This is a genomic window from Christensenella sp. MSJ-20, assembly GCF_044357945.1.
GTDB lineage: Bacteria > Bacillota > Clostridia > Christensenellales > QAND01 > QAND01.
In genome coordinates this window covers 836,237-848,712 of sequence record NZ_CP076563.1, presented here as the reverse complement: position 1 = coordinate 848,712, position 12,476 = coordinate 836,237, and the positions used below count along the sequence as shown (strand labels likewise).

Here is a 12,476-nt window from a genome sequence, read left to right as displayed (position 1 = left end):
TTTTCCACCGGCGCCCATCCGGCTATAAAGGGGAAGGGGTTTATGGATCTTATCATCGGAACCCTGGAACAGGGGCTGATTTACGCCATCCTGGCTCTGGGGGTATACATTACCTATAAAATATTGGATTTTCCTGACTTGACGGCGGATGGTAGTTTTCCGCTGGGAGCTGCCATCACCGCTACTATGATCTCAAATGGCGGCAATCCCGTCCTGGCCATGGGGGTATCCCTCTTGGCGGGAGCGACGGCAGGCCTGGTAACGGGGTTGATCCATGTGAAGTGCCGGGTGCGGGATCTGTTGTCTGGTATCATCACCATGACGGCGCTGTATTCCATCAACCTGCACATTGCGGGGATGTCCAACGTGCCCCTTTTTGGTATGACTACGCTATTCAAAAACGGATTTGTGGATGGAGTGTTCGGGGGCGGTTTGGCTCCCTATAAGACGCTGATCATCGTGTTGGCAGTGGCGATGATCGGAAAGCTTTTGATGGATTTGTTTCTAAAGACCAAGGCGGGGTATCTGCTTCGGGCGGTTGGGGACAACGATGCGGTGGTTACATCCCTCGCCCGGGACAAGGGCACCGTCAAGATCATGGGACTGGCAATTGCCAATGGGCTGATCGCCCTATCCGGCAGTGTTATGTGCCAGCAGCAGCGGTTTTTTGAAATTCAGATGGGCACCGGCGCCATCGTCATCGGATTGGCGTCGGTGATCATCGGCATCAATCTTTTCCGACGCCTGACCTTCATCAAGGCTACCACAGCTGTGGTGTTGGGCAGCATCCTGTATAAGGGCTGCGTGGCGGCGGCCATCTCCTTCGGCATGTCGGCCAACGATATGAAACTCGTGACCGCCGTGCTGTTTCTAGTGATTCTTATCGCGGGGAACTGGATGGATCGAAAGGGGGAACCGGCTTGATTTCACTTCAGCAGATTAAAAAAATCTATAACCCCGGTACGGTGGACGCCATGTGTCTCTTTGACGACTTCAACCTGGATATCCTGGATGGGGATTTCGTTTCGGTGGTGGGAAGCAATGGCAGCGGTAAAACCTCTATGCTCAATATCATCTGCGGCAACATCGGCGTGGATGGGGGGAAGATCCTCATCGATGGGGACGACATTACCCATCGCAAGGATTTTAAGCGCTACCGGTGTATTGGCCGGGTGTATCAGGATCCCGCCATGGGAACCTGCCCCTCTATGACCATACTGGAGAACATGTCCCTGGCCGATAATAAGGGACGTCCCTATGGACTTGCCCGGGGGACCAACCGAAAACGGGCCGAGGAATATCGGGAGCACCTTCGCCAGCTGAATCTGGGGTTGGAGGATAAGATGAACGTTAAGGTGGGCTCCCTATCGGGGGGACAGCGCCAGGCGATGGCCCTCATTATGTCCACCATGACGCCCATCGATTTTCTCATTCTAGATGAGCACACTGCCGCTCTGGATCCTCGCACGGCGGAAACCATCATGGAGCTTACCGACCGCATCGTGCGGGAGAAGCATCTGACCACCATCATGGTGACCCATAACCTGCGGTATGCCATCGAATACGGCAACCGCATCGTCATGATGCATCAGGGAGCGGCCATCCTGGATCGTCGGAACGGAGAAAAAGCGGCCACCCGGGTGGAGGATCTTCTGGGGTTGTTTAACGAGATCAGCATCGAGTGCGGAAATTAAGACGTGAGCTGTTCCCGGAAAAAATGAATAAAACAGAAGGAGCGGAATTCCGCTCCTTCTGTTTTATGGGGTAGATTTGCACGGCTTGCACAAGTGTTTTGCTATATGGTATCATCACAACATCTTATACTTTTTTTACCATATATAAATATGATTATTTTATTAGAAAACTCCAACAATATTGGGGTTTTTTCTGTTCTTTGGGCATGATAAGAAAAGTATACATTTTAAACAAACAATGCGTTGCTGATGGGAGAGAATGCCTATGAGCTTAACATCCATTCCCTACCTCTTGTTGGTGTTTTTTGCGGTTATCGTTTACTATCTGGTATCGCAAAGGATGCAACCATGGGTACTGCTGGCAGTTAGCCTATTTTTTTATTCCACCTTTGACCTGCGTTATTTTATCTTTCTTGGATTTAGTATTCTTACCTCTTATTTTATTACGATTCAGATGCAAAGAGAGGAGAAAAAAGGGAAAAAACGGCTTTGGCTTATTGCTGGGCTGTTGTTAAACCTTGGACTGCTGTTTTTTATCAAACAGTACGCGGCTTGTGCATCGCTTTTTAGTAGGGCTATGGGTAAGCTTGGAATCCCTGTTCAGTTGCCGCTATTTGACATGATTGCTCCGGTGGGAATCTCCTTTTATACCCTTACTGTGGCGGCGTATTGCGTGGATGCATACCATGGAAAGATTACGGCGCAACGGAATCTGGCAAAATACGCATTGTATGTCAGCTTTTTCCCTTGTATTTTGCAGGGGCCCATCCTTCGCTATGCACCTTTGGAGGACAGCCTTTTTTCCGAGAAGGGAAAAAAGAAATTTGACTATACTCAGTTTACGTTTGGCCTTCAATTGATGTTGTGGGGCTTCTTCAAGAAACTTGTGATTGCGGATCGGGTAGCCTATCTGGTCAATCATATATTTTCTAATTATAGTGAATACAGCGGCTTTGTTCTATTGGTTGGTGCGATCTGCTATTCCCTTCAGATCTATACCGATTTTTCGGGTTGCGTGGATATTGTTCGCGGTACGGCTCAAACCCTGCAGATTGAGCTGCCCCATAATTTCCGTCAGCCCTATTTCGCTACATCTATCGCGGATTTTTGGCGCCGCTGGCATATGACCCTTAGTTCCTGGTTGAGGGATTATGTTTATATTCCCTTGGGAGGAAATCGGAAGGGGACTTGGAGAAAATATCTCAATATCGTGATTGTTTTCTTTATCAGTGGGCTTTGGCATGGGGCTGGACTCAATTTTATGTTTTGGGGATTACTCCACGGGGTATACCAGGTGTTAGGACAGATGTTGAAAACGCCCAGGGAATGGATTGCAAAACGCCTGGGTATGGGATCCAATCTGCCAGTGGAACAATATGCGATGCGTCATCGATGCAGAAAAGCATTTCAAATGCTGATCACTTTTTCACTGGTTTCCTTTGCTTGGATTTTCTTTAGAATGGCAGGGTTAAGAGGGGGAATCGAGTATGTAAGAAATATGTTCCCCCTGGATAATCCATGGATTTTTTCCGATCAAACGTTGTTCCAATTAGGGTTGAACAGCAGCGATTTCATTGCGCTTTGTGTCTTTACCCTGGTGCTGGTTGCAGTTGATATCCTGCAAAGAAAGTATTGTATCAGGGAAAAAATTGCCCAGATGCCGATGATAGTGCGGAGGCCAATCTACTTGACTGGAGTTGTGGTCGTTGTGGTTTATGGAATTTATGGCCAGGGCTATGTGGCTTCGGACTTTATCTATGGAGGCTTTTAACGATGACAAAAACGCAAAGCCTGAAGATAGCTTGTTTTTCCTTATTGGTTTTAATCCTTTTGTTTTTTGGCGGAAAGATATTCCAACCAAAGTGGACATATGAAACTGGACATAGAAATAGCCCAGGGACTGCACAAGTGGCAGGATTTTATGAAGAGCCAAAAGACAGTTTGGATATTTTAGTATTAGGTTCTTGTAATATGTATAATGCATTTAATCCCTTGATTTTATGGGAAAAGTATGGAATAACAAGTTATGGATTTGGATCTTCCGATCAAGAGATTTGGACTTCGTATTACTATTTAAAAGAAGCATTGGCTTATCAACAACCTAAAGTTGTAGTATTGGAGGCACTGTTTTTTACCTATGGAAACGGTAAGGCGCCAAGTGAATATTATAATCGCCGTTCTGCAGATTATATGCGCCTTTCTGGGAATAAAATTAGATTGATCGATACATTTATTACCATTGAAGAGGAATGGAGAAAAGAGCATGAGGAAGAAAGAATAGAGCCAATATTTAATTATGTAAATTATGTATTTCCAATTCTAAGGTATCATTCAAGATGGAATGAGATTGGAGAAGGAGACTATAAGTATTGGCGAGAGGGGAGAGCGTATGCAACCAAAGGAGGTGTACCGGTATTTGAACATGCTGAATACGAGGCTGATAGAGAGTATATGAAAACATCAAATGTTGCATCGCCAATTGAAAAGAGGGTTTTTGAATATTTTATAAAAATAAAAGAATTATGCGAGACGAATGAGATCGAATTGCTAATTGTCAAAAGCCCTTCAGGGTGTTATTGGAATGATGCACAGCATAAAGCGGTTGCGCAGTTGGCGGACGAGTATGATGTGCCGTTTCTGGACTTCAATGTGGAGTTTCAATCTTATGGTTTTGACTTGGATACCGATTTTTACTCTACGACTGGCGAACGTCTGAATGCTTATGGGATGCAAAAGCTGTCGGATTTTTTGTCGGATTATATTGTGGAGAATTACAACATAGCGCCTCGAACGGATGACGCCGACCTGGTGGATTGGTGGAATCAAGGAATTGAGCGGTATAATGAGGATGTGCTGAACGCGAGGGAATCCGACCCGTTTTGGGAACGGGTTCGGTTGCTTAACAAAAGGTGAGAAGTTTGAAAAACCAAGGGGAGCGCGTTGCGCTCCCCTTGGTTTTATAAAATGAATAAAATAATCATGATGTATAGATGAATGCTATCGGGTTCTTCTAAAATAGGGGAGATCGGCGTGGGAGGGAGCCTTGACCCGCTGGGTTTGGTTTGATGTTACGTCCAGGACATACCAATCGGCCATGAGGCCGGGAAGGATCAAATAGATATGATAAAAGCGGTTGACGCCCAGGTAATTCTGGGCGATTTTGTCCAGAAAACGCCTTTTTTGGCCCTGTATGGCCGGGTCTTGGATAAAAACCGCCTCCGTCCAGCAAAACAGCTCCAGCATACAGAGGATGGCAAGGGAGGTGCGGGGAGTGGCATAGGTTTTCTTTGCTTTGCGCTCCAGGGCGTTTTGGATGTATTGGGTATGGTCCTCCTGGGCCTCCAAGGGGGAGTAGACGCCATCGCAGAAATCCCCGATAAAGTTCCGGGTGGAGTAATCCGACGAGGCGAAAGTGACCTCCAACCCCTCCCCATCACAGACGAAATCCGGCTCTTTTTGAAGTGGGTCGCCCCGCCGCCAGACGGAATAGTGGCGCACCTGATCCACGAAATCGAAGATCACCTGCTCGTTGATGCGTTTATCCAAAAACCCCGGAGGGAGATAGAGCTTGTATTGAATGGAGTTGGCCATGGAGATCCCTCCTCTTGCCGTTTTTTCTATTTTAACACAGCAAAAGGGGAAAAAGCGGGCGTTATGGACGCTTTTTTGTTAGGTCCAGCGTGCGGGTGCAGATCTGGTCCAGGAGGGAAGGGGAGTGGCTGACAACCAGAAGGCCGATGTTCCGGGCGGCGGTTTCCGCAAGGAGGAAGTTCCAGATCTGCGCCTGGGTGATAAGGTCCAGCATGGTACTGATCTCATCGGCCAGAAGGAATCGAGTCTGGGATCCCAGGGCTCGCGCGATACAAAACCGCTGCAGCTCTCCTCCTGACAGCTCCCGGGGATACCGGCTGAGCCAGGACGGTTGGATACCCAATCCCGTCAGGATCCTGGCATCCAGCTTTCCCCCCTCCGCTAGAGTACGCCCTAGGGGCATTCTGGGATTGACCACCAGCTCGGGATGCTGCCAGATCATCTGTACCGGGCAGGGCCCCTTGTATTGGGAGAGGGGGACGCCGTCCAGGAGGATCCGCCCCTCCTGGGGGACGAGATAGCCCGCCAGCAGTTTGCACAGGGTGGTTTTCCCAAAGCCACTGGGGGCCATGAGCCCCACCCGCTCCTGGCTTATAAGGGTGAAATTGAAGCCCGATAGGATGGGAGATCCATCCCCATACCGGAACCCCAAGTTTTCTGCCGACAGCGTCATGGCGCCACCTCCCCAATACACCGGACGTAGCCACCCTCCACCTGGCGGTAGGGGATGGAGCCGGCGCAGTCCTCCCTGGCTTCAGGGCAGCCCTGCCGGAAAGGACATCCCTCTTCCTGGTTTTGCGGGGAGAACAGGCTGCCCTCCGGGGCGTGAAAGCCGTGTTGGGGCATGGCCCGCCAGAGGGCCCGGGTATAGGGGTGGCGCAGGGTATTGTCTTCCTGAAAAGCGGAGGCGGGGGCCTCTTCCAGCGTGGTGCCGGCGTAGAACACCACGATGCGGTGGGCCACCGTCAGGGCCAGTTCCAGGTCGTGGGTGATGAGCAGTACCCCCGCTCCTTGATCCGCCAGCTCCCGGAAATGGCCCAGCACCCGCTGGGCCGCCTGGGGGTGGAGGCCGGGGGTGGGCTCGTCGGCGATGACCAGCCGGGGCTGTTCCATGACGGCGGTGGAGATCAGCACCCGCCGGGCCATCCCCCCCGATAGCTGGAAGGGATAGCGTTCCTCCACCTGTGGATCCAGGCCATAGCGGGCCAGCACCGCCCGGGAGCGGTTTCGGGCGGCCTCATCCCGGCGGCCGTTGCGCACCTGGGGGCCCACCTTCATGAGAGGATCCAGATAGGAGACGCTCTGGGGGACCAGCAACAGTTCCTTTCCCCGGATGGCCTTCTGCCGCTGGGGGGTCAGGGGAGCGCCGTTGTAAAAGAGGGCGCCCGTCAGGCTGGCGTTATAGGGGAGGATCCCCAAAATGGCGTGGGCCAGAAGGCTTTTTCCCGAACCGCTGGCTCCCACCACCGCCACCAGCTCCCCCGGATGAATCCGTAGGCTTAGGTCGGAAATGGCAGGAAGCTGTGTCCGGCCCAACAGGCCACGGTATTGGGTAAAGGACAGGGAGAGGTGCTCTACCTCTAGAATGGGACGTTCCATAGCCGCCTCCTTACTCGTGGATGCTGGCGGGATCCAGCAGCTTTCTTAGGGTGCTTCCTACCAGATCGAACAGCAGTACCACCAGCACCAGGGCAAGGCCGGGGAACACCGCCAACCACCACTGGCCCATGATGAGATACTTCATCCCCTCCGATAGGATGACGCCGATGGCGGGCTGCTCGGGGGAGAGGCCGAACCCCAGGAAGGTGACGCTGGCCTCGTGGAGGATGGCGTGGGGGAACAGCAGCACCAGCCCTACCATAAACTGAGGGAACAGGTGGGGGACCATATGCCGCCGGAGGATGTATCCGCGGCCCATGCCCAGCTTTTGCGCCACCTGCACGTAGCCGCTCTCCCGGAGCTGTAGCACCTCCCCCCGGATGACGCGGCTGAGGGACATCCAGTGGGAGAGGGTTACGCCAATGACCACCCCCCAGAATCCTTTTCCACAGGCGAAGGAAACCAGGATCAGCAGCAGGATGTGGGGGATTCCCATCATAAGGTCGATGAGCCAAGAGACGGCGGCATCGGCGCCCCGGCCCAACAGCGCGGCGGCGGATCCCAGCAGAAAGGCGATTACGGCGCTGACGCTGGCGGTGATGATCCCGATCTGGATGCTCATGGACAGGCCGCAGAGGGTCCGAACGAAAAGATCCCGGCCCATCCAGTCGGTGCCGAAAGGGTAGCGGAGGGAGGGCGGCAGGTTTTTCCGGGCGAAATCCGTTTCCATAGCGGCGTCCCGCAGCAGGACGCCGGCTAAGGTGACGGCCAACAGGAGACAAAGGGACAGGATCAAAAGGGAAAGGGCGGCCTTCCGGCGGCTGCGCTTTTTCATGGGCTTTCCCTCCCCTTCATGCGGGGATCCACCACGCCGTAGAGGAGGTTGGCGGCAAGATTCCCCAGAAACACCAGGCCGGCACAGACCAGGGTGACGCCCATCAAAAGGGGAACGTCGCCCCCCAGGCCGGCGGCTACCGCCGCTTGGCCCAAGCCGGGATAGGAGAACACCTGCTCGATGAGCACCGATCCCCCAATGATCTCCCCCACCGAGGCGAATTGCAGGGTTAGGGCGGGAAGCAGCACGTTGCGGAGCCCATGGCGGCGAAGGATGCGCCAGTTGCTGTCTCCCCGGGCCCGGGCGAACAGGGCGTAGTCGCTTTCCATGACGTCGATCATCTTTTCCCGGGTATGGAGCGCAACGCTGGAGACGCCGGTGATGGCCAGGGTCAGGGCCGGCAGGATGGCGTGGCGGACCCGATCCAGAAGGGTGACGGCGGAGGCCTCCATTCCGATGGGCACCGACAGGCCGATGGGCAGAACTTTGAGCCAGACGGAGAAAAAGAGGAGCAGCAGCAGGGCCAGCCAGAAGGCGGGGGTGCTGGCGGTTATGAGGGAATAGGACTTGATGAGCCGATCCCAAATCCCGCCCCGGTTGGCTCCGGCCACCGCTCCAAGGAAAAATCCGATGGTTCCCGACAGGGCCCAGGCGATGATCAGCAGCCATAGGGAGTTTTGGAGTCGCTGGCCGATGACCGAGGCCACGCTCTGCCGGTAGATAAGGGAGGTGCCCATGTCTCCCCGGAGAACATCTCCGGCCCAGGCGAGATACCGCTCCACCGGAGGCTGGCCCACCCCCCAGTACTCCTCCAGCTTTTGGATCTGCTCCGGGCTCATGGAGCCCAGTGCGGTTTGGCCCACGTTGGCCTGAAGGGGATTGATGGGGGAAACGGAAACGAGGAAGAAGGCCACCATGCTGACGCAGAGCAGCAATAGGGCCATCTTCAACAGGTTTTTTGACAGAAAGAGCAGGTTCCGTTTCATAGCAATCGTCCAAATGGGCGGGAAAGCGGGCGATGGCCTCCCCATGGGAAAGGGATCACTTCCAGCTCCACCGGTCCACGTTGTTGACGATGGACCAGCCATGGCCATGGGGGTGGAGCTTTTGTTCCGCCACGGTAAGGCCGTCTCGGGCCCAGTACAGGTGTTCCACGTTGACCAGCCAGACCCAGGGGAGGTCTGCACTGATCCCGGCGTCTCCATCCCTCTGGGCCTTCTGCCACAGGGCGTAGGAGGTTTCCAGATCGGCGCTGCGGAGGGCCTTGTCCATAGTAGCGTCCACCTGGGCATTGGCGTAGGGGGAGAACTGAGCCAGGCCGGTGTCCTCCATGGTGTGATAGATGTTGTAGAGCTCCATGGGGGTGTGGGCGCCCCAGCCCCAGACCATGGGGTCCATCTGTGCCCGGTCATAGGCCACATCCCAGCCCACGCCCTCGATGGAAGCGTCGATGCCCAGGGTTTTAAGCTGGTTGGCGGTATCGGCGGCCAGGGCCTGGCGCAGGGAGTCGCCGGTGGGGTATAGAATGGTGAAGGCGGCCCGAACCCCGCCCTTTACACGGATCCCGTCGCTGCCCGCCTTCCAGCCGGCACTTTCCAGGAGAAAAAGGGCTTTTTCCCGGTCGTAGGGAACTACGGTATCCTCGTTAAACCAGGGCATCTTATCGCAGACGCTATATGCGGGGGTGCCGTAGCCGTTCAGCACGTTTTGGATCATTTCCTCCCGGTTTAGTCCTAGGTTGATGGCCTGGCGGATCGCCGGATCGGCGGTGACGTCGTTGCCCACGTCCCCCGACCGGGGAACGGCGGGCAGGTTGAGCCCCCGGTTATCCACGGTGGCCACCGATAGAAGGGAAAAGCCCTCCACCTGCTGATCCCCGTAGGAGGGGGCGGTGTAGCTAAGATCCGCCTGTCCGGATTTTACGGCGGCAAAGGCGGCGTCCTCCTCCATAAAGAGGATGGTCACCTGCTTCATCATGGGGGCTTCCCCGTAGTAGTCGGGATTGGCGGTGAGGATCACCTGCTGGCCCTTATCCCACTGCTTGAGGATGTACCGGCCCGAGCCGATGGGGTGCTGGCCGTAGGCTTCATCGTAGGCGTGTTCCGGCACAATGCCCACGATGGCCATGGTGTAGGGCCAGATGGAATAGGGACGGGTCATGTGGAACACCACGGTGGTATCGTCCGTGGTCTCCGCCCGGTCCAGCATGGTGAAATCGTTGACGGAGCTGGCAGACTTTACGGTATTGTAGGTAAAGGCCACATCCTGGGCTGTAAGAGGCTCGCCATCGGTGAAGGAGACGTCATCCCGGATGGTGACGGTCCAGGTCATACCATCGGGGCTTGCCTCCATGGAGGTGGCCAGGTCATAGCCGATTTTGAGATCAGCGGTGGTGATGGTGAGGGTGCTTTGAATCAGGGGTTCGTGGACGTGCTCTCCGGCGCCCCAGCCATAGGCGGGATCAAACCCGGCTTCGGGCTCCGAGGTGGGGGACATCACCACAACGACGGAGTCCTTTGCCCCGGTTTGGGCGCCGGCGGGGGTTCCTCCGCCGCAGCCCGCCAGAAGAGCCAGGCACAGAATGAACGAAAGACAGGCGGCTATGCGTTTTCTTCCCATAATACTTCCTCCAGACAGAAAAATTGCCACGAGGGCGGCTTGCGCGCAACACCTTCGTGGCATTGGATTCGGAATCGAAAGCAGAAAGAACCGCACATCCGGCGGCGGGCCATGCCTTCGTGACATGGGCTGTTTCAACTCTATCGGATTTGGGTGGATTTGTCAATCTTCCTTCGGGTCCCTCGACACCATCCGCCCCTCCACTTGTTGGCCGGGAGGAAATGGATTATACTGAGGCTGATAGCTTTTTTATCGAATTTTGCGGATAGGGATTCAAACAGGATTTGGGGGAACGGATGGATGGAAAAGAAGGAATTTTGGGCGCCTGAAAGCCTGCGGCGGTATTTGGACGCCTGCGCGTTTTTGGATTATCCCAGGGTACCCTTGGCAAAGTATGTGGAGGGGATCATCCGGCCGGAGGACACCGTGCTGGATCTGGGCTGCGGACCGGGCGCCAGCTCGGAGTATCTGGCTACCCTTTGCCGGCAGGTTTGGGCGGTGGATACCAGCCAGGCCGGCCTTGACAGCCTGCGGGAGCGGATCGCGAAGAAGGGCACCCGTAACATCACGCCCCTGGACCAGCCCTTTCCCCAGGGGGAGCTGCCGGTCTGCGACGTGGTGGTGGCCCTCTATGTATTCTTCCTATTGGAAAACCGAAGCGCTGCAAAGCGTCTGTTGGAGCTGACGGGCCGGGAGGGGATCATCCTGCTGCGCCGGGAGGATCGAGGCTTTATGGAGGAGATCCCTCCTTTGCTGGGGCTTCCTGCCCGGAGCACGCCTTGCAGCCGCGGATGCCACATCATGGGGCTGTTGGAGGGAGTGGGAGCCCGGGTAGAGTGCGAACATTTTCAGCGGGATTTTGGACAGCCGGTGGCGGACGTCCGGGAGGCGGCGGACTTCATCCGCGCCCAGCTGCGGGCGGGGGAGGAGTATGCCCAGGCCATTGAGGAGCTTGCGCCCCGGTATCTGGTAGAGCGGCAGGGGCGGCTGTATTTGCCCTATCCCCGGACGGAGTGCGTCCTTCACTATTGGAAGGATCGCTGATCCGGCGGTTTTTTGTATTTCCGGCTCCCATGGGGGCCTTTTTGGAGGTTTGTATGCAGGCATCCGATTTTAACCCACGCATGGAGGAACGGGCGGGCCGGCGCAAAGCGGCCCGGCTGAACCTATTGCTGCTGACCGTTCTTTGCGCTCTGGCGCTGTTGGCGCTCTGTGTGGGAAAATATCCGGTTTCGCCATGGGAGGCCCTTGGCATCCTATTTGGCGGCGGCGCGGAGGACGCCATGGCAAACAGCGTGGTTTGGGGGCTTCGTCTGCCCCGGATTTTGGGCGCTGTTTTTTGCGGCGCGGCTTTGGCGCTTTCGGGGGCGGCCTACCAGGGGGTATTTAAAAATCCTCTGGTTTCTCCCGACTTTCTAGGGGTTTCTCAGGGAGCCTGCGTGGGCGCCGCCCTTGCTATCCTGTTGGCGCTGCCCGCCGGCATGACCCAGCTCTTTGCTTTTTTGGGGGGAATCCTGGCCGTCGGGTTGACGCTAGTCATCCCATCCCTTATCCGGAATCAGTCCAATCTGATGCTGGTGCTATCCGGCATCATCGTTGGGGGGCTTATGGGCTCTCTGATGGGGTTTATCAAGTATATCGCCGATCCGGAGACCCAGCTGGCCGCCATCACCTATTGGCAGATGGGCAGTTTCTCCTATGTGGATCTGGAGGGCTTTTTTTCGGTGCTGCCCGCCATGGTGCTCTCGGGCGCCTGCCTTTTTGGCCTGTCCTGGTGGATCGACGTGATGTCCTTGGGGGAGCGGGAAGCCCAGACCCTGGGAACAAATGTGGTGCTGGTACGCACCTTGACGGTGGTTTGCGCCACCTTTTTGACCGCCAGCTCCGTTTGCCTGGCGGGGACCATCGGCTGGGTGGGACTGGTGATTCCACACTTCGGCCGGATGATGGTGGGCACCAGCAACATCCGCCTGCTGCCGGCCGCCTGTTTGGTGGGGGGCATTTTTCTCCTGGTGGTGGATACCGCGGCCCGTACCATTGGCACCACCGAGCTGCCCATCAGCATCCTTACCGGTATGGTGGGCGCGCCTTTCTACGCCTGGCTCCTGTACCGGCGCAGAATGACGGTTCAGTAGGAG

The 12,476-nt window shown here is 55.6% G+C and carries 12 protein-coding genes; 6 read left to right on the top strand and 6 right to left on the bottom strand.

The genetic code is table 11. The features are described 5' to 3' along the window. The first annotated feature begins 42 nt into the window (after positions 1 to 42). From KP626_RS04340 to KP626_RS04325, 4 genes are all read left to right on the top strand, one after another. Positions 43 to 924: an ABC transporter permease gene (locus KP626_RS04340; protein ID WP_395978691.1), complete on the top strand. Its 882-nt coding sequence runs from the start codon at positions 43 to 45 to the stop codon at positions 922 to 924. Beyond that, entirely contained in the window at positions 921 to 1,694 is a 774-nt protein-coding gene (locus KP626_RS04335) for an ABC transporter ATP-binding protein (protein ID WP_395978689.1), read from the top strand. The genes KP626_RS04340 and KP626_RS04335 overlap by 4 nt, the downstream gene beginning before the upstream one ends. A gap of 265 nt (positions 1,695 to 1,959) precedes the next feature. After that, positions 1,960 to 3,465, top strand: coding sequence for an MBOAT family O-acyltransferase (locus KP626_RS04330; RefSeq protein ID WP_395978687.1), 1,506 nt, complete (start codon positions 1,960 to 1,962; stop codon positions 3,463 to 3,465). A gap of 2 nt (positions 3,466 to 3,467) precedes the next feature. Beyond that, positions 3,468 to 4,607: a hypothetical protein gene (locus KP626_RS04325; RefSeq protein WP_395978685.1), complete on the top strand. Its 1,140-nt coding sequence runs from the start codon at positions 3,468 to 3,470 to the stop codon at positions 4,605 to 4,607. A gap of 84 nt (positions 4,608 to 4,691) precedes the next feature. Here the strand turns inward: KP626_RS04325 and KP626_RS04320 are convergent, their stop codons facing one another. The 6 genes from KP626_RS04320 to KP626_RS04295 all read right to left on the bottom strand — a co-directional run bounded on the left by KP626_RS04320 (position 4,692) and on the right by KP626_RS04295 (position 10,338). Next, positions 4,692 to 5,285 (bottom strand): hypothetical protein, encoded by a 594-nt coding sequence (locus KP626_RS04320; protein ID WP_395978683.1) that lies wholly within the window; start codon positions 5,283 to 5,285, stop codon positions 4,692 to 4,694. A 61-nt stretch (positions 5,286 to 5,346) separates the two neighbouring features. Continuing rightward, on the bottom strand, positions 5,347 to 5,958 hold the full coding sequence (locus KP626_RS04315; protein ID WP_395978681.1) for an ABC transporter ATP-binding protein: 612 nt from the start codon (positions 5,956 to 5,958) through the stop codon (positions 5,347 to 5,349). Further along, the gene (locus tag KP626_RS04310; RefSeq protein WP_395978679.1) at positions 5,955 to 6,884 is read right to left on the bottom strand and encodes an ATP-binding cassette domain-containing protein; all 930 of its coding nucleotides are present in this window, start codon (positions 6,882 to 6,884) and stop codon (positions 5,955 to 5,957) included. Before KP626_RS04310 ends, KP626_RS04315 begins: the two co-directional genes overlap by 4 nt. A gap of 10 nt (positions 6,885 to 6,894) precedes the next feature. After that, positions 6,895 to 7,719, bottom strand: a complete 825-nt coding sequence (locus KP626_RS04305; RefSeq protein WP_395978677.1) for an ABC transporter permease — start codon at positions 7,717 to 7,719, stop codon at positions 6,895 to 6,897. Next, complete coding sequence (locus KP626_RS04300) at positions 7,716 to 8,705, bottom strand: ABC transporter permease (RefSeq protein WP_395978675.1); 990 nt, start codon at positions 8,703 to 8,705, stop codon at positions 7,716 to 7,718. Before KP626_RS04300 ends, KP626_RS04305 begins: the two co-directional genes overlap by 4 nt. Positions 8,706 to 8,760: 55 nt before the next feature. Next, the gene (locus KP626_RS04295; protein ID WP_395978673.1) at positions 8,761 to 10,338 is read right to left on the bottom strand and encodes an ABC transporter substrate-binding protein; all 1,578 of its coding nucleotides are present in this window, start codon (positions 10,336 to 10,338) and stop codon (positions 8,761 to 8,763) included. 300 nt (positions 10,339 to 10,638) lie between these two features. Here KP626_RS04295 and KP626_RS04290 point away from each other — a divergent pair, with 300 nt between their 5' ends. Together KP626_RS04290 and KP626_RS04285 are read left to right on the top strand one after the other, a co-directional pair. Further along, complete coding sequence (locus KP626_RS04290) at positions 10,639 to 11,382, top strand: class I SAM-dependent methyltransferase (RefSeq protein WP_395978671.1); 744 nt, start codon at positions 10,639 to 10,641, stop codon at positions 11,380 to 11,382. A gap of 53 nt (positions 11,383 to 11,435) precedes the next feature. Then, positions 11,436 to 12,473, top strand: a complete 1,038-nt coding sequence (locus tag KP626_RS04285; protein ID WP_395978669.1) for a FecCD family ABC transporter permease — start codon at positions 11,436 to 11,438, stop codon at positions 12,471 to 12,473. Positions 12,474 to 12,476: the final 3 nt, after the last annotated feature.